Origin of the sequence: Nonomuraea sp. NPDC048916 (genome assembly GCF_040649575.1) — a bacterium.
In the GTDB taxonomy this organism is placed as follows: Bacteria; Actinomycetota; Actinomycetes; order Streptosporangiales; family Streptosporangiaceae; genus Nonomuraea.
In genome coordinates, this window is record NZ_JBEZFS010000002.1 from 245,013 (window position 1) to 266,543 (window position 21,531).

Genomic DNA, 21,531 nt, shown 5'->3' on the forward strand with positions numbered 1-21,531 from the left:
TGAGGCTACACCATTGCGAACCTTCTGTGTTGGCTGCAGCACGGAGCGTTCGGATGCATTTCCGGAAGATCGCGGCAAAGATATGGCCATGGTGGAAGTCGCGGCTGAGCGTGGAAAGCAGCTCTCGTCCCGGGTCTCCGAGGAGGGCGCCGGCTGGTCGTGTCAGCAGATCGGCACGTTCGAACAGCTCAGACCGCACGACACCGGGTTCAGCTGGCTCAACCTGGCCACCCTGTGGCGCTCGCGCAACGAGATCCTGGCCGGGCTGTTCGGCGATCCGTCGGGGCAGGTGCGGCAGCGGTGGGTGGCCGGGCAACTGGAGGGCGGCGCCGACGTCGGGTTCCGGATCCGGCCCGAGATCGGCCCGAGCTTCGACTTCCTGCTGCTGGGCGACACGGGCGAGGGCGACGCCTCCCAGTACGCCGTCGTGCCGGGCCTGCTGAAGGTGGGGGAGGGCACGTCCTTCGCCGTCATCGCGAGCGACGTGATCTACCCGGCGGGATCGCCCAACGAGTACGGCGACAAGTTCTTCCGGCCGTACAAGGACTATGGCGCGCCGATCTACGCGATCCCCGGCAACCACGACTGGTACGACGGGCTGGGCGGGTTCATGCGGATCTTCTGCGACGCCCCGCCGCTCAAGCCCAAGCCCGACACCGGATGGCTGCGCGGGCTGCTCTGGCGCAGGCCGGAGGCCGTCGACGAGCAGCGCCTGGCCGAGGCCCGCAAGCTCAGGGACCAGCCGTCGCAGCGGGCCGTACAGCCCGGCCCCTACTGGGTGATCGAGAGCGACAGCCTGCTCGTCGTCGGCGTCGACACCGGCATCAGGGGGACGATCGACGCGACGCAGACGGAGTGGTTGCGCCGCGTCTCGCGCGACCCCCGGCCCAAGATCCTGGTCACCGGCAAGCCGATCTACACCCGCAACGACTACAAGCCGTCGCCGCTGGAGGGCGGCGGCACGATCGACGACATCGTGCGCGACCCCGGGCACCGCTACGTGGCGGCCATCGGCGGCGACGTGCACAACTACCAGCGCTACCCGGTCAAGGTGGGCGACCGGGTGATCCACTACATCGTCTCCGGCGGCGGCGGCGCGTTCATGCACGCCACCCACACCATCCGGCGGGTGGACGTGGCCGGCGTGCACGAGGACGACTTCAGGCTTTACCCGCTGCGCGGCGACTCGCTGTCGTTCTACAGCCAGCTCTACGCCAAGCGGCTCCGGATGAAGTGGATCTACCTCACGCCGGCCGAGGCCGCCTGCATCATGGCCGGCCAGATCGGCAACACGCCGGTGCGGCCGCTGGACGGCCAGGTGACGATCACCCGCCGGATGCGGTGGGCCGCGCGGCTGCTCGGGGCGTGGCCGTGGCCGTTCCGGCTGCCGGTGGACCGGGTCTTCCACCGTTACCTGTCGGAGCTGTCCGACTGGGACACCCCGCCGTTCTTCAAGCAGTTCCTGCACCTGTCGGTCACACCCGAGCTGCTGAAGATCCGCTGCTTCGCCGCCACCGGCTGCCTGGAGCAGGAACACCAGCCGCCGCTGGAGGACGAGGTGCGCATCGCACTGTCGTAGGCGCCTGGCACGCTGGAGGCGTGTACGTGGTGCTTGCGGGAGAGACGATCCTCCCCGTCGCGGCGACGGCCCCTCCGGCCGGGGGCGCGAGCCTTCCCGTGGGGACGGTCCGTCGGCCCGCGGATCTGGCGCGGGCCGTGGGCGAGCTGGAGCGCGAGCGTCCGCGCTGGGTCTGGGCCGACGCGCGCGACGACTACCCGCCCCTGCTGCGCGCCGGTGTCCGGCTGTCGCGCTGCCACGACCTCGCGCTCACCGAGGGCCTGCTGCTGGCCGGCGAGGGCCGCTACGGCGAGCCCCGCTCGGCCAGGGCCGTCCACGCCCGCCTGCACGGCCTGCCGGCGCCCGACGAACGGCCCAGCCTGCCCGGCACCCTGTTCGCGCCCGAGCCCCTGGCCGCCGAGGCGGTGGCCGAGGTGCTGGCCGACCAGCTGCGCCGCATCGAGGCGCTGCCCGATCCCGGGCGGTTCCGGCTGCTGGTCGCGGCCGAGTCGGCCGGCGCGCTGATCGCCGCCGAGATGGGCCACGACGGCATGCCGTGGCGCCGCGACGCTCATGACGCCCTGCTCACCGAGCTGCTCGGGCCCAGACCCGTGCACGGCATGCGACCGGCCAAGCTGCAGACGCTGGCCGACGAGGTGTCGGCCGCCTTCGGCCACCCGGTCAACCCCGACTCGGTGCAACAGCTGGTCAAGGCGTTCAAGAGCGCGGGCGTGGCGGTCAAGACCACCCGGTCGTGGGAGCTCAAACAGATCGACCACCCGGCCGTCGCGCCGCTGCTCGCCTACAAGGAGCTGGCCCGGCTGCACAGCTTCCACGGCTGGGCGTGGGCCGACCAGTGGGTGCGCGACGGGCGCTTCCGGCCCGAATACGTGGTGGGCGGCGTCGTGTCGGGCCGCTGGGCCACCTCGGGCGGCGGGGCGCTGCAGATCCCCAAGGTGATGCGCCGCGTGGTGCGGGCCGACGAGGGCTGGGTCCTGATCGTGGCCGACGCGGCGCAGCTGGAGCCGCGGGTGCTGGCCGCGATGGCCGGCGACGTGGGGCTGGCCCGGGCCGCGGGCGAGATCGACCTCTACTCCGCGCTGGCGCAGTCGTTCGGCGGCGAGCGCGACAACGCCAAGATCGCCATGCTGTCCGCCATGTACGGCGGCACCAGCGGCGACGCCCCCAAGCTGCTCGCGATGATGCGGCAGCGCTTCCCGCAGGCCTACCGGTTCGTCGAGGACGCCGCCAAGGCGGGCGAGGAGGGGCGCCTCGTCCGCTCCTGGCTCGGGCGCACCAGCCCGCCTCCCTCCGAGCGGTGGAAGGCGGCCGTGTCGGGGCCCGACGGCGGCCGGGCCGCGCGCGACCGTGGCCGGTTCACCCGCAACTTCGTCGTCCAGGCCACCGCCGCCGAGTGGGCGCTCGCGCTGATGGCGGTGCTGCGCGGGCTGCTGCCCGACCCCGCCCGGCTGGTGTTCTTCCAGCACGACGAGGTCATGGTGCACTGCCCGCTCGACCAGGCCGAGCAGGTGATCGGCGCGGTCTCCGACGCGGCCTCGGAGGCGACCCGGCTGCTGTTCGGCCGCACCCCGGTGCGCTTCCCGATGGAGGCGGTCGCCGTCAACTGCTACGCCGACGCCAAATAGCGCCCCGCCCCGACGACCTGGCCCCGCCGTTCGTGCCTGACGGCCGGCTCGCCGTTCGTGCCGGCCGTGCCGAACGGCCTGGCCTGGCGGCCGGCCGTCCGTTCGTGCCGGACGGTGGGCCGGTGAGTCAGCCGCCGCCGCGGCGCCAGCCGGCGGCCAGCCAGAGGCCGGCCAGCGCCACCATCACGCCCACCACCAGGCCGAGCACGCCGTACGACAGTCCGCCCACGATCGCTCCGGCCACGATCGTGCCCGTGGCGCCGCACACGTTCATCAGCAGGTCCGACAGGCCCTGCACGGAGGGGCGGCTGCCGACCGGCACCGACTCGCTGAGCAGCGCCGAGCCCGCCACCAGGCCGCACGACCAGCCGAGCCCGAGCAGGACCAGCGCCGTCGTCACCTGCCAGACCCGGTGATCGGCGGTGCCCGCCAGGGCGGCGGCGCTGAGCAACAGCGACATGCCGAGCAGCAGCACCGGCACCTTTCCCGCCTTGTCGGCCAGCCAGCCCACGACGGGCGACATGACGTACATCCCGGCGATGTGCAGGCTGATCACCAGGCCGATGACGTCCAGATTCGAGCCGTCATGGTGAAGCTTGACCGGGGTCATCGACATGACCGAGACCATGGCGGTGTGGCTGACCGCGATCATGATCAGTGCCCGGCGGGCCATCGGCGTGGTGCGCAGCGTCCGCCAGGCATGCTTGACCGTCCTGCTCCCGCCCGGATCGGCCTGCGGCGCGCCGTCGCGCTCGCGCGCCAGCTTGAGCGGGTCGGGACGCAGTCCGGCCACGATGATCAGCAGGGCGGCGGCGAAGGCCAGTGCCGCGAACGCGAACGGGCCCGCCTTCTCGACCAGGCCCGCGTTCATGCCGATCTGGTCGGCGGGTCTGGCCAGGTTGGGCCCGGCCACGGAGCCGATGGTGGCCGCCCAGACGACCAGCGACAGGTGCCTGCCGGCGTGCCCTTTCGGTGACAGGTCGGTCGCCGAGTAGCGCGCGGCCAGGTTTCCCGCGCTTCCCCCGCCGACCAGCACCAGCCCCACCAGCAGCAGCGGCCAGTTGCCCATCGAGATGGCGGCCACGGACAGCGCGCATCCCGCGAGCGCCGCCAGGTACGCCAGCGCCAGCCCGGCGCGCCGCCCGCTCCGTCCCGACACCTTGGCGGTCGGCAGCGCGAGCAGGGCGGCGCCGAGCACGGTCGCGGTGCCGGCGAACCCGCTGATCACGGTGGATCCCGACAGCTCGTCCACGACGACCGAGCTCAGTGCCAGCCCGACGGCGACCCCTACCCCGCCCGCGATCTGCGCGCCGGACAGGACACCCAGGGTGCGGCGCTGAACGGCACGGATTTGGTCATCGAGGGGGATAGCGGCCTTTGTGGGGGTGCTCGTCACTTGTGAAGTCTCGCATAGCCCACGAGATGGCCCCAAAGAGGACAAGAACGCTTTCCCGATGCGTTCTGGGCGTCGCCCAGCGGACGGTGGACACCTCGCCCGGGTGAGCCGGATGCGCGGTCAGGTGGTCTGGCGGAAGGTGTCGAGGAAGACCTTGCGGCTTTTGGCCTGGTCGTCCCAGGTCAGCTCCGGCATGTCGAAGGTGATCTTGTAGGCGGTGTCGTCGTCGATCGTGACGTACCGGGTCAGCGCGTGCATCGGGACGCCGTTGGGCAGCGTGTAGGTGTATTCCCAGTCGGCCGCCTTCCAGGTGCGGAACTGGGTCGCCTGCAACTGCACCTGGATGTAGCCCTCCCGGCCGCCGTCCGCCTCCTCCCTGCCCAGCTCCGACAGCCCGCCGTCGGGCTGCGGGGTCGTCTGCTCCACCAGGATCCGCAGGCCCGAGTCCTTGGGCCCGGTGAAGGTGGCCTCGCCGGCGGACGCCGTCAGCTTCCAGCCGTCGGGGACCGCCGCGGAGAAGCCCGGCGGCGTGTGCTTCGTGTAGCCGTCGGGGACGGCCGCCTGGAGCGGCTGGGCCGAGGCGCTCGCGGAGGCGAGCGGGGTGCTCACGACCGGCTCCGGCGACCTGCTCGACGCGACGAGCGCGATGGCCACCGCCACCGTGCCCACGGCCGCGACGGAGGCGAGGATCAGGCGCGCCGTCGGCCGGCCGTCCCGCATCCAGGCGTTGCCCCCGCCGGCTTCCGGCCTGCGCCTGCTCCTGGTCGTCCGGTCGGGGACGCTCGGCCGGGCGGCGAGGCGGCTGCGGGGGACGTCGCGTGACAGGGCGCGGGAGTGGTCGCGCAGGTCGTCGTCCGTGGCGAGCGGCCACGGAACGGCCCGGCTGTCGGTGGTCAGCGGCAGGATCGGCTGTGGTCCGGCCGGCCGGTCCGGGACGGAATGGGGCCCTGTCGGGCCTCCTGGGCCGCCCGGGCCGGGAGGCGGGCTCTGGACCGGATGCGGCCCCGACGGCCCTCCGAACTCGCGCGGCGGGTTCGGGATCGGATGCGAGCCCGAGGGGGCGCCGAGTTCGCGCGGCGGGTTCGGGACGGGATGCGGGCCCGAGGGGTCGCCGAGCTCGCGTGGCTCCAGGGTCGGGTGCGGGCCCGACGGTCCGCCGAACGGCGGCATGGCCGGATCACCCGCCCCGGCGGGCCCGCCGAAGGGCGGCCGGGCGCCGGCCGGAGGCTCCGGGAGCCGCAGCGGGCCGGAGGGCGACTCGGGCGCGCGCAGCGGCCCGGAGTGGCTGGTGAACGCGTCGAACCCGTCCGGCCGGGGTGGCGGCGGGAACTGGCCGCCCGACGGGCTCGACATCGCGTCGGGCGTGTCCGGAGGGCCGCTCGCGGGGTCGTACGGCACGCGTACCGGCCCGGACGGCGTCTCCACGATCCGCGACGGCATCGGCCCGGAGGACGCGTCGAACGGCGGCAGCAGCGCCATGGGCGTCGAGTCGGCCTGCGTGGGCAGGGACGGCTGCGTCTCCGGTGTGCGCGGGCGGACGGACCCGTGCGCGTGCAGCACCCGTTCGAGCGCCTCGCTCACCTGCTCGGCGGTGAGCCGCTCGGCCGGGTTCTTGCGCAGCAGCCGCTCGATGATCGGCAGCAGCGCCCCGGCCCGCTGCGGCCTGGTCGGGTCCTGCGTGAGCACCGCGCCCAGCACGGCGATCGCGTCCGGCCCCTCGTACGGCGGGCGGCCCTCCACGGCGGCGTACAGCGTCGCGCCGAACGACCACAGGTCGGCCGCCTGCGTGATCGGCTGGCCGGACAGCCGCTCCGGCGGGATGTAGGCCGGCGAGCCCATGAGCAGGCCGGTCTGCGTGATCGTGACGTCGCCCTCGATGGCCGCGATGCCGAAGTCCGTCAGCACCACCCGGTCGGCGGTGAGCAGCACGTTGCCCGGCTTGATGTCACGGTGCAGGATCCCGGCGGCGTGCGCGTGCCGGAGCGCGTCGAGCACCCGGATGCCGATCTCCGCCGCCTGGATCACGGGGAGCGGGCCGCTCTGCCGCACGGCCTGCTCCAGCGACCAGGCGCGGACCAGCTCCATGACGATCCACGGCCGGCCGTCCTCCTCGACCACGTCGTGCACGGTCACGATGCCCGGATGCGTCAGCCGCGCGGCGGACCTGGCCTCGCGCAGCATGCGGCGGTGGGCGATCTGCTTGCCCGTGTTGTCGAGCCCGAACGGCAGGATCAGCTCCTTGACCGCCACGGCCCGGTCGAGCAGCACGTCGTGGGCGTGCCACACCATGCCCATGCCGCCCCGGCCGACCGGCGACATCAGTCGGTAGCGCCTGCCGATCAGGCGGCCCTGGCTCTGCGACGCGTTTCCTTCCGCGCCCGGCCCGCTGAGCACGCGGTCGGCTGCCATCTCCGCCCCCATCTCCAGCATCATCCGTCACATGCGCCGCGCCATACTTCCAGATTATGAGGTTCGCCACGATATAGGCAGTTCATTGAAGAACGGAAGCGAGGGCACTCCTGACAAACGGCATTACGTGCCGATATGTGGAAAATCAAAAATGATCAACGGCGGAATCGGCGAGTGCCGTCAACGCCCTGGTGAACGCCTCGGCGGGGGGATTAACCAGCCCGGCGCCGACCTGCCCCGTGCCCGCCACCCGGCCCGCGATGCCGGTGTTCACCACGGGCAACAGGCCGGTCCTGGCCACCAGCGTGACGTCGACACCGACGGGCGTGCCGCGAAATCCGAGCCCCGGGATCTGGTAAACGGGATGCTCGGCCAACGTGATCTCGTACATCGACCGGGTGGCCGCGACGGCGTCCGACACCTCGCCGCCCACGAACCGCACAATGGCCGGCGCCGCCGCCATCGCGAACCCGCCCAGGCCCGACGTCTCGGTGATCGTGGAGTCGCCGATGTCCGGGTTGGCGTCCGCCGGCCCGTACGCGCCGAGATAGAGCCCGTCCGGCACGCCCGCCGGCCCGGTGAACCAGCGGTCTCCCAGCCCCGAGACCTGCACGCCGAAGTCGGTGCCGTTGCGCGCCATGGCGACCACCAGCGAGGAGCCCGGCACGTTCCGGGCGGCGTCGGTGCTCACCTTGCCGGCGGCCATGCCGGCGTTGAGGAAGAAGTGGTCGTTGCCGTTGACGAAGCGCAGCACCTCGGCCGCGTGGCCGGGAGCCGCGTCCACCACGGCCGGAGCCAGCTCACGCAGCAGCAGGGAGGTGGCGGCCCGGTTGCGGTTGTGCAGCTCGTCGCCCATCTGCAGCGCCTGGGCGATCAGGGCGCGCAGGTCGATCGGGCCGGTCAGCTCGATCGCGGCGGACAGCACCGGGCCGAGCACCCGGTCCATCCAGCGCAGCCGGTCGAGGACCTCGGGCCCGTACGCGCCGTACCGCAGCACCTTGCCCAGGCCCTCGTTGAGCGAGCAGTAGGCGAGCCCGCCGTGCTCGGCGTCACGCACCTCGAACATCCACATCGACGGGCTGACCACGCCCGCCATCGGGCCGACGGTCCGGTGCCCGTGGCACGGCTCCAGCCGCACGCCGCCCGACTCCAGCAGCGAGCGGGCGCCGCGCTCGTCGTGCGCGTACCCCTCCAGCAGCGTCGCGCCGATCAGCGCGCCCCGCATCGGCCCCGACGCGCGCTCCCAGTCGATGGGCGGGCCGGCGTGCAGGAACATCCGCCCGGCCAGGTCCAGCACCTCCGACGCCCGCCGGACGCTCACCAACTGGGGCCGGGCGGAGGTCAGCCGGGCGACGGCGCGCTCGTTGGCGGCCGGCAGACGGGGATCGGCCAGCACCCTGGCCAGGGCGTCCGCGGTGCCGGGCAGCGGCGGGCGCCACTCCACGGGCGTCGTGGCGACGGCCTGGTCCTCCAGCGCCTCCTGGAGCAGGCCGGCTCCCACGGTGATCACGTGCGGCGGACCGGAGAGAAGCGTCATGTCAGGTCCTTCGCGTGCCGGGCGGCATGGGCGTTGGAGGTGAAGACGGAGGCCCCCGCCTCGCGGAGCGCGGCGGCCTGGCGGTGCAGGTCCTGGGGGTCGCCCTCGGTGCCGACCAGCGCGACGACGACGGTGGCCGGGCAGCGGGCGACGGCGTGGGCGAACGAGGCGGCCGGGTCGGGGTCGGCGGCGTGGCCGAGCACGATGTCCATCAGCACCACGTCACCGGGCGCGGCCTTCGCCAGCGCCTCCAGCCGCAGCGCCGGGTCGATCATCGGGTGGGCGCGGCCCAGCGTGTAGGCGTCGTCGCCGTAGTCGACGAACTCTCCCCGCCCCACGATCAGCCGCGCCTCGGTGCACAGGGTGCCTCCCGAGTAGACGCCCTGCACCGTGCCGGTCACCGCCTTGCCGGACCATCCCGGCCAGGCCGGCCACTCGGGCACGGACCGGCCGAGCGCCCGCAGCGCCTCCTCCGCCGCCCAGGTCAGGTCACGCTCTCCCAGCAGCGCGGACACGACCGGCGTGCGCAGGGTCTCCACGACCTCCCGTACGGCCCGCGCCACCTCGGGGGCGGGCGGCTTGGAGACGAGCACGATCAGCTCGGTGGCCGGATCGTCGTCGAGCAGGCGCAGCGCCCGCACCGTGGACAGGCCGCCCACCTCGGCCGACAGGTCCCTGCCGCCCACGCCGAGCACGTGGCTGACTCCCGTCCCGGCCAGGTCCAGCAGGGACGTCACCTGCTGGGCGCCGGTGCCGGACGCGGCGACCACGCCCACCGGACCCGGCCTGAGCACGTTCGCGAAGCCGAGACCCGCTCCGGCGATCACCGCCGTGCCGCAGTCGGGACCCATGACCAGCACGCCGCGCTCCTCGGCCAGCCGCTTGAGCAGCACCTCCCGCTCCACGGAGACGCCGTCGCTGAAGATCATCACAGGCAGGCCGGCGTGGACGGCGTCCAGGGCCTCGGCGAACGCGTGCTCGCCCGGGACCGAGACCAGCACCATGTCGGCCGGTCGCCGGGCGGCCGACTTGGTGGTGAGCGGCGGCTGGTCGGCCGCGGCGGCCCCCGTCCGCGAGCTCGACAGGGCGGCCAGCAGGCGGTCCAGCTCGCGGGCCGCCGCCTGCGCGTCGTGGCCGCGGATCGCGACCAGCAGGTCGCTCGGGCCGGCCGGCGGCAGCTCGAAGCGCAGGTCGCGGGCGAGGGCGAGGTTCAGCTCCGTCGCCATGGCGACGATCGCCACCTCGGTGCCGGGCAACTCGGTCAGCGCCCTGCTCACCCGCATGAGGGCCACCGAGTCGTGATAAATCCCGGTACGTACGAGGACCACGTCGGCGTCACCCGGCAGGCCGTCGCCGCCGGTCAGGGGCGCGTCGCTCATGCGGGGCCGCCCAGGGCGAGGACGGTGGCGAGGCCGATGGCGATGCCCTGCGCGAGGTCCGAGCCGGAGGTGTGGCCGAGGCGGTGCAGCCGCCGCACCGCCGGCTCCAGGGCCTGCCGCCCGGCGAGCCCGCGCAGCACCGCGATCACCTCGGGGCTCGCCTCCCCCCGGGCCGCGCAGTGCAGGAGCGTCGCCGAGATCGGCGTGGTCCGGGTGCGGGCGTCGTAGGTGACGGTCGCCGCCAGCCAGTCCGCCAGCCACACCGCGCGCTCCGTGCCCGTGCCCGCGCCGAGATGCCGCAGCGCCACCAGCAGCCCGGCGAGCACGTCGTCACCGCTCGGTGTGAGCCCCGGCCCCAGGCCCACGAGCTGCTCCGCCGCCGTCATCACGCCCAGCAGCCAGCCCCGGGCGCAACTGGTCGCCAGCAGGTCGACGGCGGCGTTGCCGGCCAGTCCCGGACTGCCGACGGTCAGCCGGGGCGCGGCCAGCTCCAGGCGTACCGGATCGACCTCGCCGAGCGGCGGCGCGGGATCCCACCAGCGGTGCGCCCGCAGGCTCAGCCGGCCGAGCTGGACGCAGCCGTCGCCCACCCACCCTTCGTCACCGACCGTGACGTGCGGGAGGTCGGCGGCCAGCAGCACGGAGTTGGGCAGCCGGGTCGCCTCGCCCGTGATCACGGCGATCACCGACGGCTCCACGTCCGACCTGACCTCGAGATACACCCCCGTGGGGAACGCGGCCAGCACCCGGGCGGGTGAGCGCGGCGCGTCCAGCAGCGGCCGCACCGCCGAGCTCGCGGCCCCGGTCACGTGGGTACGCGGCCGTCTCGCATGAGTACCGACGGTCACCGGACCTCCTTACCGACCTTGGACCTGACCGTAGAACGGCCCACCAACCCTCCGTACGGAGAAATTTGCCAACAGTGCGCGGGAAGGTTGGCTCTTCCTGACAGACCGCCTGTGGGGTCACAATCTCCACATGGAACCCCCCGTCCGTCTCGCCAGCACCGGAACGATCATCCACGGCGTCTCCGTCGGAGAGGTGCTCGGCGTTTCGACCCTCGCCGATGCCCGGCTGATCGCGGGGGAGAGCGGGCTGGGCCGCATCGTGCAGCGCCTCAACGTCATGGAGGTGCCCGACGTCCTCGCCTGGGTGAAACCGCACGAGCTGCTGCTCACCACCGGCTACCCGCTGCGCAACACGCCCCAGTCGCTCGGCCGCCTCGTCGCCGACCTCGACGAGCGCGGCCTGGCGGCGCTGGCCATCAAGCTCGGCCGCTACGTGGACGAGCTGCCCGCGGAGATGGTGGAGCAGGCGGACCGGCTCGGGTTCCCGCTCATCCTGCTGCCGAACGACGTCGGCTTCGACGACATCCTCAACCAGGTGCTGACCGACATCCTGAACCGGCAGGCCGCGGTGCTCGCCCGCGCCGAGGAGGCGCACCGGGCCCTGGTCCAGGTGGTGCTCGCCGGAGGCGGGCTGGACGAGGTGACCGAGGGGGTGGCCGGGCTGCTCGACGTGGCCGTCGCGGCGGTGGACGGCGGCGGGCGGGTGCTGGCCACGGCCGGCCCGCCCGACCACGTGGCGGCGTTGCGGGGTTCGATCGGCCGAGAGGGCCCCTCGGTGGGCGCGGTCCGCGTGGCCGGGGGCGGCCGGGGACGCGACCTCGCCTCGGTGCCGGTCGTGGCGGGCGGGCACCACCACGGCCGCATCGTCGCCTACAGCCCGGCGGGCTCGATCCGCGACAGCGACGTCGGCATCCTCGAACGCGCCGCCACCGTCGCCGCGCTGGTCGTCACCAGGCAGGAGGCGGTCAACGCGGTCGAGAGCAAATACCGCGCCGACTTCCTGCGCGACGTCCTCACCGGCCGGGCCGGCACCGCCGAACGGGTCGCCACGCGGGCCAGGGCGTTCGGCTGGGACCTGGAGCGGCCGGTGACCGTGCTCGTCGCCGAGCTCGACCCCGACGGCGACGAGCGCAGCGCCCAGGACCGGCTCGTCGCCTGCTGGACCGCGGCGATGCGCCGGCACGACCCCCGCGGCGCGGTGGCCGGCTTCTCCCACGAGGTCGTGGCGGTGGTGGACTCGGAGGTGGACGCGGCCAGGGTGGCCAAGGACGCCGCCTCCGCCTTCTCCGACACCCCGCCCGCCACGTTCTCGACCGGCACCTCCCGGCCGTCGCCCGGCGCCGGAACCCTTCCCGAGGCGTACGCGCAGGCCCTCAAGGCGGCCCGGGTCGGCCGCCAGCTGCACGGCCCCGGCGCGGTCGCCCACTTCGACCAGCTCGGCGTCTACCGGCTGCTGTCGCTGGTGAACGACACCGGCGAGCTGCACGCCTTCGTCCGCGAGACGCTGGGCCCGCTGGCCTCCGACGACGACGCCGAGAACGCCGACCTGCGACGGACCCTCCAGGTGCTGCTGGAGACGAACCTGAACGTGGCCGAGACCGCCCGGCGGCTGCACTTCCACTACAACACGCTGCGCTATCGGATCGGCAAGCTGGAACGGATGCTCGGCAACTTCACCGACGACCCCCACCTGCGGCTCAACCTGACCCTGGCGCTGCACGTGCTGCGGATGCGGGGCATCTAGGCTTGGCTGCCGTGGACTTCGAACTGCGCTCCGACTACATCCCGCTCTGTGACCTGCTGAAATACTGCGGCATCACAGAGACCGGGGGCATGGCCAAGCAACTGATCGCCGAAGGCATGGTGCTCGTGGACGGTGAGGTGGAGCTGCGCAAGACCTGCAAGATCCGCTCGGGCCAACTGGTCACCGGCGACGGCTTCTCGATCCGGGTGCTCTGACCTTCACGGAAAGTGGCGGCGGCGTTACCGGCTGTTGACTATACTCGAACATGCGAGCGAAAAGAAACGGCCCCCGAAACCGGGGGCCGTAGAGCCCGGGAACGTAGCCCCGGGCGTTGATGACTCCATGTTAGGGGGCTATCGCCTTGGGTGACAAGCCGAACGGAGAGATGGCGCGCGTCGGGGTCTACGTCGACGGCTTCAACCTCTATTACGGGCTCAGGCTGATGAGCCGTCGCCGTGATCTCTGGCTCGATCTGGGCGAGCTGGCGCGCAACCTGCTGCGAAGCGGACAGCGCTTGGAGCATGTCACCTACTTCACGACGCTGGTCCGCGCGGATCCTCCCGCCGTGGCCCGGCAGCGGGCCTACCTGGCGGCTCTGCGGTGCCACGGCACCGACGTGGTCCTGGGCAGGTTCCAGGAGCAGGTGAAGCGGTGCCGGACGTGCGGTGCCACTTGGCGGTCCTACGAGGAGAAGAAGACCGACGTGGCGATAGCGAGCGCCATGGTCGCCGACGTCGCCCTCGGGCGGGTCGATGTCGTGATGCTCGTCTCGGCCGACTCCGATCTGTGCGCGGCCGTCGAGACGCTCCGCGAGATCGACGCGCGCCGTGGTGCCAAGACGAGGGTCGTCTCCGTCTTCCCGCCGGGTAAGAGCGCGGACGGTCTGCGCAAGTGCAGCGACGCGTGGCTGCCGCTCGGGGCGGCCGTCATCAGGCGGTCGCAGTTGCCGGAGGTCGTGGCGGGGCGGGATGGGGCGAGCTATCACCGGCCGCCCCACTGGAACTGAGACGGCGCCGGGATTTCGGTCCGGCGGGCCGCCGGGAGCGGCCTCACCGGCTCGGATGGGCGGAGTGAGTGAGGGGAACGCTGGTCAGGAATGCGAATTTGGCAGATCATGCCCGTGTAGGAGTGCGGAGACGGGCCTAATCTGCCCGCAATGGTTTAGTACCGCCGCGGAGGAGCCTGCGGGGCGGCCACCTGTCCGACGGCCCGGCTGATGAGGGGCTTTCATGGTTTTCGGCTGGACCAAACACGGTGACGGCAAGCATCTGGCTCCCGGTGAGGTGGTCAGACCGGACGAGCGGCTGAGCTGGCCGCGCATGATCGGGTTCGGGGCCCAGCACGTGGTGGCGATGTTCGGCGCCACGTTCGTGTTCCCGCTGGTGATGGGGCTCGACCCGAACACCGCGATCATGATGTCGGGATTCGCCACCATCCTGTTCCTGCTCATCGTCAAGGGAAAGGTGCCCAGCTACCTGGGCACGAGCGCGTCGTTCGTCGGCGGGGTGCTGGCGATCAGGGCGCTGTTCGGCGGCGACACGGCAGGGGCCGACGCCATCGTGACCGGCGCGATCCTGGTCGCGGGGTTCGTGCTCGCGCTCGTCGGGCTGGCCGTGCACTTCCTCGGCGTCGGCGTCATCCACAAGATCTTCCCGCCGGTGGTGACCGGCGCGGTGGTCATGCTGATCGGGTTCGGGCTGGCCTACGTGGTGGCCGACGTCTACTGGCCGCAGGACCAGTGGGTCGCGCTGATCACGATGGTGGTGACGTTCGTGCTCGTGGTCGCGTTCAAGGGGTTCATCGGGCGGATCGGCGTGCTGGTCGGGCTGATCGTGGGCTTCCTCCTGTCCCTGGTGCTGGACAAGACGATCGGGCAGATCACCTCCGTGCTGCCCGGCGCCAACCTGCGTGACGCGGCCGGTGCCGTGTGCGCGCCGGAGGGGCCCTACTGCCTGGCCACGGCGTTCACGCACGACCGGGTTGACTTCTCCACCTTCAGCTCCGCCGACCTGTTCGGCCCGCCCAACCTCTTCGCGCCCGACTTCAGGTTCTCGGCCGTGCTGCTCGTCCTGCCCGCGGTCATCGTGCTGATCGCCGAGAACATCGGCCACGTCAAGGCCGTCGGCGAGATGACCGGGACCGACGTCGACCCCTACATGGGCCGCGCGATCGGCGCCGACGGCGTGGCCACGGTGCTCACCAGCGCGGTCGGCGGCTCGCCCACCACCACCTACGCCGAGAACATCGGCGTCATGGCGGCCACCCGGGTCTACTCCACGGCCGCCTACTACATCGCCGGCGTCATCGCGATCGCGTTCGGCTTCAGCCCGAAGTTCGGCGCGTTGGTGTCCGCCACGCCGGGAGCCGTGCTGGGCGGCGTCACCGTGATCCTCTACGGCATGATCGGACTCCTCGGCGCCAAGATCTGGGTCGAGAACCGAGTGGACTTCGCCGATCCGGTCAACATGGTGCCGATCGGCGCGGGCATCATCCTGGCGATCGGACCCGTCATGCAGACGATCAGTGGCGACTTCAGGCTGGAGGGCATCGCGCTCGGCACCATCGTGGTGGTGGGCGGCTACCACCTGCTGCGGGTCATCGCCCGCAGGTCGCCCGTGCCGGTCGGGAGCGACGTCACGTGAAACCGCCGTCGTTCGAGTACCACGCTCCTCGTGACCTCGGCGAGGCGCTGGAGACCCTCGCCGGGGCGCACGGCAAGGTGCTCGCCGGCGGCCAGAGCCTGATCCCCCTGCTCAACATGCGGCTGGTCGCGCCGGAGCACCTGGTCGACATCAACCGGATCGAGTCGCTGGCCACGGTGGAGACGACCCCGGAGGGCGTCACGGTGGGCGCGCTGGCCCGCCACTCCACGGTGGAGCACTCCGGCGCGCACCCGTTGCTCGGCCAGGCGCTCCGGCTCGTCGCCCACCCCGTGATCCGCAACCGCGGCACGGTGGTGGGCAGCCTGGTGCACGCCGACCCGGCCGCCGAACTACCCGCCGTGCTGGCCGTCCTCGACGGTTCCGTACGGCTCGCGCGAGACGACGCGACGGCCGGCGCGCCCGCCGTGCGGGACGTGAGCGCCGCGGAGTTCTTCACCGGCCCCATGGAGTCGGCGGTGAAGCCGGGCGAGCTGGCCGTCTCGGCGCACTTCCCGGCGCTTCCTGAGCGGTCGGGGACGGCGTTCCGGGAGGTGGCCAGGAGGCACGGCGACTACGCGCTGGCCGGGGTGTGCGCCGTGGTGACGCTGGACGACGACCAGCGCATCGGCTCGGCCCGGGTGTCCTGCATCGGTGTCGGCCCGGTGCCGATCGTGGTGGACGTGACCCCGGAGTGCGACGGCCGCCCCGCCGCCACGGCCGACTGGGCGGCGGTCGTCCGGGCCGTGCGGCAGGGCACGGAGCCCGACGACGACATCCACGCGACGGCCGCGTACCGCCGGCATCTGGTGGGTGTGCTCGCCGGGCAGGCGTTGAGAGAGGCGGCCCGCGAGGCCGCCGCGGACTGAGGGAGGGCAGTGGAGCACGAGATCACGCTGGTCGTCAACGGCGACGCGCGGCGGGTGCGGGTGCCGGGACGGCGGCTGCTGTCCGACTGCCTGCGCCACGATTTGGGCCTGACCGGCACCCACGTCGGCTGCGAGCACGGGGTGTGCGGGTGCTGCACGGTGCTGCTCGACGGCCTGCCGGTGCGGTCGTGCCTGACGTTCGCGGTGACGGTGGACGGGCACGAGATCACCACGGTGGAGGGGCTGGCCGGGCCCGACGGGCTCTCGCCGGTGCAGCGGGCGTTCGCGGAGTGCCACGGGTTGCAGTGCGGGTTCTGCACGCCCGGCTTCCTGTGCACGGTGACCGCGCTGCTGCGGGACAACCCCGCGCCGACCGACGAGGAGGTGCGCGAGGGCATCTCCGGCAACCTGTGCCGCTGCACCGGCTACCAGAACATCACCAAGGCCGTCCACCGCGCCGCCGAGCTGCTGGCCGAGGAGACGTGATCCGATGACGACCAGGCTGTTCGGGGAGCCGGTGCAGCGCAGGGAGGACCCGCGGCTGCTCACCGGCCAGGGCCGCTACCTCGACGACCTGGGGGCGGACGCGCTGGCCGTGGCGTTCGTGCGGTCGCCGCACGCCCACGCCCGCATCCGCGACATCGACGTGACCGCGGCCCTCGACGTCGAGGGCCTGGTCGCCGTCTACACCTGGGAGGACCTGCCCGAGCGGGTCGGACGTCCGCTGCCGCTGCTCATCCCGCACCCCGCGCTCACCCACGGCCGCACCGCCTACCCGCTGGCCAGGGAGATCGTCCGGCACGTGGGGGAGCCGGTCGTCATGGTCGTGGCCGCCGACCGCTACCTGGCCGAGGACGCCTGCGCGCTGATCGAGGTCGACTACGAGCCGCTCAAGCCGGTCGTCGGCCTGGAGGAGGCGGCGCACGGCGCGCAGCTCGTACACGAGGACGTGCCCGGCAACGTGGGCGCCCACCTGGTGCAGGAGGTCAGCTCGGCCGCGGGCCTGAGCGCTCCCGAGGCCGTCGAGGCCGCGCCGCACACCCTGTCCTTCCGGCTCGACATCGAGCGCAGCGCGAGCATGCCGCTGGAGGGCCGCGGCGTGCTGGCCCGCTGGGACGGCACCGACCTGCGGGTCTACTCCAGCACCCAGACCTCCACCAGTGTCCGCATGGCCATCGCCGCCGCGCTCGGCCTGCCGCTGCCGCACGTCGAGGTGATCGCGCCCGACGTGGGCGGCGGGTTCGGCGTGAAGATCGTGCACCCGTGGCCGGAGGAGATCCTGGTGCCGTGGGCGGCGATGCTGCTCGGCCGCGAGGTCAAGTGGACCGAGGACCGGCGCGAGCACTTCGTCTCCTCGGCGCACGAACGCGGCCAGGTGCAGCACGTCAGGGTCGGGTTCGACGACGACGGACGCGTCCTCGGCCTCGACGTGACGATCCTGCACGACCACGGCGCCTACACCCCCTACGGGATCATCGTGCCGATCATCACCTCCACCCAGTTGCTCGGGCCCTACCGGATCGGCGCCTACCGGGTCGAGTTCAGCGCCATCTACACCAACACCGTGCAGGTCACCCCCTACCGGGGAGCCGGCCGGCCGCAGGGCGTGTTCTGCATGGAGCGGACGATGGACAAGATCGCCCGCTACCTGGGCAAGGACCGCACCGAGGTGCGGGAGGTCAACTTCATCCGCCCCGACGAGTTCCCGTACGACCAGAAGATGACCTTCCAGGACGGCCGGCCGCTCATCTACGACAGCGGCGACTACCCCGAGATGCTCCGCATGCTCAAGGAGCTGATCGGCTGGGACGACTTCCGGCCCGCCCCCGGCCGGGGCATCGGCATCGGCTGCTACGTCGAGGGCACCGGCGTGGGCCCCTACGAGGGCGGCCACGTGCAGATCACCTCCGACGGCCGGGTGCACGTCTCGACCGGGCTCACCTCACAGGGGCAGGGCCACGAGACCGTGTTCGCCCAGATCGCGGCCACCGAGCTGGGCGTGCCGATCGAGCGGATCTCGGTGGTCACCGGCGACACGCGCAGGTTCGGCTACGCGGTCGGCACGTTCGCCTCGCGGGCCGCCGTGATGAGCGGCAACGCCATCGCGCTGGCCTGCCGCAAGGTCCGCGAGAAGGCGCTGCGCATCGCCGCCGACGCGCTGGAGGCCGACCCCGCCGACCTGGAGATCACCGACGGCCTGGTGCACGTCGTGGGCGCGCCGTCGGCGTCGATCCCGCTGGCCACGGTCGCGGTGCTGGCCAACCCGCTGCGCTACGCGTTCGACGAGGAGGCGGCCCGGGCCACCCAGTTCTCCGGCACCGCCTCGCCGGACCGGCCGCCGGTCGCCGAGGGCGACGAGCCGGGGCTGGAGGGGCGCGACTACTACTCGCCGATCAGGTCCACGTTCGCCTCCGGCATGCACGCCGCCATCGTCGAGACCGACCCGGAGACCGCCGAGATCAGGGTGGTGCGCTACGCGGTGGTGCACGACTGCGGCCGGCTGATCAACCCCATGATCGTCGAAGGGCAGATCCACGGCGGGGTGGCCCAGGGCATCGGCGGCGCCCTGTACGAGCGGATGGTCTACGACGGGCACGGCCAGCTGCTCAACGCCTCGTTCATGGACTTCCTGATGCCGTACGCGACGGAGATCCCGCACGTCGAGACGGCCCACCTGGAGACGCCGTCGCCGCTGAACCCCCTGGGCATCAAGGGCGCCGGCGAGGCGGGCGTGATCCCGGTCTCCGCGGTGATCGCCTCGGCCGTCGAGGACGCCGAGGGCATCGAGATCGACCGCATGCCGATCTCGCCGTCGGAGCTGTACGACCTCCGCCAGTGATCATGGCAGGATCGCCGCATGGCGGAGCGGTCCACGCGGGGCGACGGCGCGGCGGTGCGATATGTGCGGGCGGGTGGCGCGGCGGTGCGATACGTGCGGGCCGGCGGCGAGGTGACGGAGCTGCGGGCGCCCGGCGCGGGCCTGGCGTCGGTGCCCGGCGGCCCGGCCGAGCTCGCCGGGGTGCGGCTGATCGACCTGGCCTGGAACGAACTGGCCGGGCTGCCCCCGTGGATCGGCGGCCTGCGGTCGCTGGCCGAGCTGCGGCTCGACGGCAACCGCCTGCGCGCCCTGCCCGGCCTCACCGGCCTGACCGCGCTGCGCGCGCTGCATCTCGACGGAAACCGGCTCACGACCGTCCCCGCCTGCCCGCCCCACCTGGAGGCGCTTTTCCTGTACGGCAACGCGATCGAGACGCTGCCCGGCCGGTTCGGCGGCCGGCTGCGGCACCTGTCGGCCGGCGGCAACCGGCTGACCGGGGTGCCCGAGTCGCTGTGGAAGGCGGCCCGGCTGGAGTCGCTCAACCTGGCCGAGAACGAGCTCACCGAGCTGTCCCCGGCCGTCAGCGGGCTGGGCCGCCTGCGGATGCTCGACCTCGGCCACAACCGGCTCACCGCGATCCCGCCCGAGCTGGGCGACCTGAACCTGACCGGCTACCTCTACCTGAGCGACAACCGCCTCACCGAGGTGCCCGCCGCGATCGGCCGGCTCGACCGGCTGGCCTACCTCAACCTCACCGACAACCGGCTGACGCGCCTGCCCGAGGCGCTGGGCCGGATGGCGTCGCTGGTGGAGCTGCGGCTCTACAACAACCGGCTGGAGGCGCTGCCCGACGCGATCGGCGACCTCGGCCGGCTGCGCGAGCTGCACCTGAAGGGCAACCTGCTGACCGCGCTGCCCGCGTCGATCACCCGGCTCGGCGAGCTGCGCCACCTCGACCTGCGCGGGAACCAGCTCGGCGCGCTGCCCGCCGGGCTGGCCGGGCTGACCCGGCTCACCCATCTCGACCTGCGCGCCAACCGGCTCAGGACGCTGCCGGACGACCTGGCCGGGCTGCCGGCGCTGGAGAAGCTGGACCTGCGCTGGAACAAGCTCGACGGCGAGCGGGAGGTCGTGCGCCGTCTCCGCGAACGCGGCTGCGTCGTCCTGACGTGAACCCGGGTCTGGTCTGAACGCGGGTCTGGTCTGAACGCGGGCCTGAACCAAGCCCGAGGTGAACTCGGTTCGTAGGTGAACCCGGGCCGGGAGGGCTGCGTATCTCGGCACATGACGACATTTCCACGTCTGGCCGCTTCTGCGCTGCTGCTGGTCGGACTTGCCGCCTGCGCACCCGATGGCGGGGGCGGGGCCGGCGGCGCTTACGCCGCGGCCGGCGAGCAGCACGCGGAGCAGCCCTCAGACGCGCCCAAGGAGAAGCTCTCCGTCGAGCAGCTCTCCGCCAAGGTCGGCTGCAAGCCGCGGATGCAGGTCGACGCCGAGGACATCCGCACCGGCTACTGCAAGACCAAGGACGGCGAGTTCTTCGTCACCACGTTCACCAGCCAGGCGGGCAAGGACGCCTGGATGGACATCGCGCCCGAGTACAACCCGCACCTGGTCGGCAACCTGTGGACCGTGCTGTCCAGCCGCAAGGTGCTGGACTCGCTCAAGGAGCGGCTCGGCGGCGACCTCCACCTCAAGGACCACCGCACCAAGAAGATGGAGACGATCGGCTGACCGGCTGACCCGGCCTGGGCGGGATGGACCGGCTGGGGCGGCCCGGGTCGCCCCAGCCTCCTAACCGGCCGGCGCCACCTGGACGCGCTTCCTGAACACCCAGTACGTCCACCCCTGGTAGACGAGGACGAACGGCAGCGCGATCAGCCCGATCCAGCTCAGCATGGTCAGCGTGTAGGGCCCGGAGGCCGCCTCGGCCAGCGTGAGCCCCGGCAGCGGCGCACCGCGGAGGTCGGCGAAGACCGACACCGAGGTCAGCACGATGGCCGCCGCCGTCGCGGTGAACGCCCAGCCCTCCCGGTGGCGCCAGATCAGCGCGGCCGCCGCGGCCAGCGCCCCCATGGCGACCAGGGCGGGCACCGAGTCGAGGCTGGACAGGGCCACCACCGCCAGCGGCAGCACCACCACGCTCGCGGCCAGCGCCGCCACCCGGGCGCGCCGGCGCACCTCGCCGCCGGTCTTGAGGGCCAGGAAGACGGCGCCGTGCAGCACGCACAGCCCCAGCGTGAAAATCCCGCCCACCAGGGCCGCGACCGCGCTGCCGAACAGCAGGTTGGCGAAGACCGCGCCCCACAGGAACGCCGGCAGCGCGCTGCCGATCACGATGCCGAGGTCGCACCAGGCCGGGTAGGAGACCTTGCTCCGCCACTCCAGCCCGATGCCGCGCACGATGAGCCCGACCAGAATGAGCACGACCGGCAGGTAGAAGGTGCTGAACAGGCCGGAGTACCAGGCGGGGAAGGCGGCGAACATGGCGCCCACGGCGGTGATCAGCCACACCTCGTTGCCGTCCCAGACCGGGCCGATCGTCGCCAGGCCCTGCCGATGCTCCTCGTCGTTGGCGCTCACGAACGGCGACAGCAGCCCGACGCCGAAGTCGAAGCCTTCCAGCACGAAGTAGCCGGTCCACAGGAAGGCGATGATGACGAACCACAGGTCGATCACGGTCTCCAC

General features: G+C 72.7%; 17 protein-coding genes. 11 read left to right on the top strand and 6 right to left on the bottom strand.

The window, feature by feature from the left end; all coding sequences use genetic code 11:
• The first annotated feature begins 88 nt into the window (after positions 1 to 88).
• Both AB0C16_RS02790 and AB0C16_RS02795 read left to right on the top strand, forming a co-directional pair.
• Entirely contained in the window at positions 89 to 1,579 is a 1,491-nt protein-coding gene (locus tag AB0C16_RS02790; RefSeq protein WP_357678159.1) for a metallophosphoesterase, read from the top strand.
• Positions 1,580 to 1,677: 98 nt separating this feature from the next.
• The gene (locus AB0C16_RS02795; RefSeq protein ID WP_357678237.1) at positions 1,678 to 3,204 is read left to right on the top strand and encodes a bifunctional 3'-5' exonuclease/DNA polymerase; all 1,527 of its coding nucleotides are present in this window, start codon (positions 1,678 to 1,680) and stop codon (positions 3,202 to 3,204) included.
• 127 nt (positions 3,205 to 3,331) lie between these two features.
• On the opposite strand, the gene AB0C16_RS02800 is transcribed toward AB0C16_RS02795, so the two are convergent.
• The 5 genes from AB0C16_RS02800 to AB0C16_RS02820 all read right to left on the bottom strand — a co-directional run bounded on the left by AB0C16_RS02800 (position 3,332) and on the right by AB0C16_RS02820 (position 10,773).
• On the bottom strand, positions 3,332 to 4,600 hold the full coding sequence (locus AB0C16_RS02800; RefSeq protein ID WP_357678161.1) for an MFS transporter: 1,269 nt from the start codon (positions 4,598 to 4,600) through the stop codon (positions 3,332 to 3,334).
• 120 nt (positions 4,601 to 4,720) lie between these two features.
• Positions 4,721 to 7,009 carry a protein kinase gene (locus AB0C16_RS02805; RefSeq protein ID WP_357678163.1) on the bottom strand — a complete coding sequence of 763 codons (2,289 nt, stop codon included), beginning with the start codon at positions 7,007 to 7,009 and terminating at the stop codon, positions 4,721 to 4,723.
• 145 nt (positions 7,010 to 7,154) lie between these two features.
• A complete protein-coding gene (locus AB0C16_RS02810; RefSeq protein WP_357678165.1) occupies positions 7,155 to 8,546 on the bottom strand; it encodes a DUF1116 domain-containing protein in 1,392 nt (463 codons plus the stop codon).
• Positions 8,543 to 9,925, bottom strand: coding sequence for an FdrA family protein (locus AB0C16_RS02815; protein ID WP_357678167.1), 1,383 nt, complete (start codon positions 9,923 to 9,925; stop codon positions 8,543 to 8,545). The genes AB0C16_RS02810 and AB0C16_RS02815 overlap by 4 nt, the downstream gene beginning before the upstream one ends.
• Entirely contained in the window at positions 9,922 to 10,773 is an 852-nt protein-coding gene (locus AB0C16_RS02820; protein WP_357678169.1) for a DUF2877 domain-containing protein, read from the bottom strand. The genes AB0C16_RS02815 and AB0C16_RS02820 overlap by 4 nt, the downstream gene beginning before the upstream one ends.
• 130 nt (positions 10,774 to 10,903) lie before the next feature.
• On the opposite strand from AB0C16_RS02820, the gene AB0C16_RS02825 reads away from it, so the two are divergent.
• From AB0C16_RS02825 to AB0C16_RS02865, 9 genes are all read left to right on the top strand, one after another.
• Positions 10,904 to 12,517, top strand: a complete 1,614-nt coding sequence (locus AB0C16_RS02825) for a PucR family transcriptional regulator ligand-binding domain-containing protein (RefSeq protein WP_357678171.1) — start codon at positions 10,904 to 10,906, stop codon at positions 12,515 to 12,517.
• A gap of 11 nt (positions 12,518 to 12,528) precedes the next feature.
• Entirely contained in the window at positions 12,529 to 12,732 is a 204-nt protein-coding gene (locus AB0C16_RS02830; RefSeq protein WP_357678173.1) for an RNA-binding S4 domain-containing protein, read from the top strand.
• Positions 12,733 to 12,902: 170 nt separating this feature from the next.
• Positions 12,903 to 13,523, top strand: coding sequence for an NYN domain-containing protein (locus AB0C16_RS02835; RefSeq protein ID WP_357678175.1), 621 nt, complete (start codon positions 12,903 to 12,905; stop codon positions 13,521 to 13,523).
• 223 nt (positions 13,524 to 13,746) lie between these two features.
• Positions 13,747 to 15,159 carry a solute carrier family 23 protein gene (locus AB0C16_RS02840; protein WP_357678177.1) on the top strand — a complete coding sequence of 471 codons (1,413 nt, stop codon included), beginning with the start codon at positions 13,747 to 13,749 and terminating at the stop codon, positions 15,157 to 15,159.
• Positions 15,156 to 16,025: an FAD binding domain-containing protein gene (locus AB0C16_RS02845; RefSeq protein WP_357678178.1), complete on the top strand. Its 870-nt coding sequence runs from the start codon at positions 15,156 to 15,158 to the stop codon at positions 16,023 to 16,025. The genes AB0C16_RS02840 and AB0C16_RS02845 overlap by 4 nt, the downstream gene beginning before the upstream one ends.
• A 9-nt stretch (positions 16,026 to 16,034) precedes the next feature.
• Positions 16,035 to 16,511 carry a (2Fe-2S)-binding protein gene (locus AB0C16_RS02850; RefSeq protein WP_357678180.1) on the top strand — a complete coding sequence of 159 codons (477 nt, stop codon included), beginning with the start codon at positions 16,035 to 16,037 and terminating at the stop codon, positions 16,509 to 16,511.
• 4 nt (positions 16,512 to 16,515) lie between these two features.
• The gene (cutA, locus tag AB0C16_RS02855) at positions 16,516 to 18,864 is read left to right on the top strand and encodes an aerobic carbon-monoxide dehydrogenase large subunit (RefSeq protein ID WP_357678182.1); all 2,349 of its coding nucleotides are present in this window, start codon (positions 16,516 to 16,518) and stop codon (positions 18,862 to 18,864) included.
• Positions 18,865 to 18,882: 18 nt separating this feature from the next.
• Entirely contained in the window at positions 18,883 to 20,016 is a 1,134-nt protein-coding gene (locus AB0C16_RS02860) for a leucine-rich repeat domain-containing protein (RefSeq protein WP_357678183.1), read from the top strand.
• Positions 20,017 to 20,127: 111 nt separating this feature from the next.
• On the top strand, positions 20,128 to 20,577 hold the full coding sequence (locus AB0C16_RS02865) for a hypothetical protein (RefSeq protein ID WP_357678185.1): 450 nt from the start codon (positions 20,128 to 20,130) through the stop codon (positions 20,575 to 20,577).
• A gap of 60 nt (positions 20,578 to 20,637) precedes the next feature.
• Here the strand turns inward: AB0C16_RS02865 and cydB are convergent, their stop codons facing one another.
• Entirely contained in the window at positions 20,638 to 21,522 is an 885-nt protein-coding gene (cydB, locus tag AB0C16_RS02870; protein WP_357678187.1) for a cytochrome d ubiquinol oxidase subunit II, read from the bottom strand.
• Positions 21,523 to 21,531: the final 9 nt, after the last annotated feature.

Bases quoted from the DNA above. Each gene is read 5' to 3' on its own strand.
- AB0C16_RS02835 (WP_357678175.1), top strand. From the start codon at position 12,903: ATGGCGCGCGTCGGGGTCTACGTCGACGGCTTCAACCTCTATTACGGG.
- AB0C16_RS02790 (WP_357678159.1), top strand. From the start codon at position 89: ATGGTGGAAGTCGCGGCTGAGCGTGGAAAGCAGCTCTCGTCCCGGGTC.
- AB0C16_RS02860 (WP_357678183.1), top strand. From the start codon at position 18,883: ATGGCGGAGCGGTCCACGCGGGGCGACGGCGCGGCGGTGCGATATGTG.
- AB0C16_RS02810 (WP_357678165.1), bottom strand. From the start codon at position 8,546: ATGACGCTTCTCTCCGGTCCGCCGCACGTGATCACCGTGGGAGCCGGC.
- AB0C16_RS02815 (WP_357678167.1), bottom strand. From the start codon at position 9,925: ATGAGCGACGCGCCCCTGACCGGCGGCGACGGCCTGCCGGGTGACGCC.
- AB0C16_RS02805 (WP_357678163.1), bottom strand. From the start codon at position 7,009: ATGGCAGCCGACCGCGTGCTCAGCGGGCCGGGCGCGGAAGGAAACGCG.
- AB0C16_RS02825 (WP_357678171.1), top strand. From the start codon at position 10,904: ATGGAACCCCCCGTCCGTCTCGCCAGCACCGGAACGATCATCCACGGC.
- AB0C16_RS02840 (WP_357678177.1), top strand. From the start codon at position 13,747: ATGGTTTTCGGCTGGACCAAACACGGTGACGGCAAGCATCTGGCTCCC.
- AB0C16_RS02865 (WP_357678185.1), top strand. From the start codon at position 20,128: ATGACGACATTTCCACGTCTGGCCGCTTCTGCGCTGCTGCTGGTCGGA.
- cutA (WP_357678182.1), top strand. From the start codon at position 16,516: ATGACGACCAGGCTGTTCGGGGAGCCGGTGCAGCGCAGGGAGGACCCG.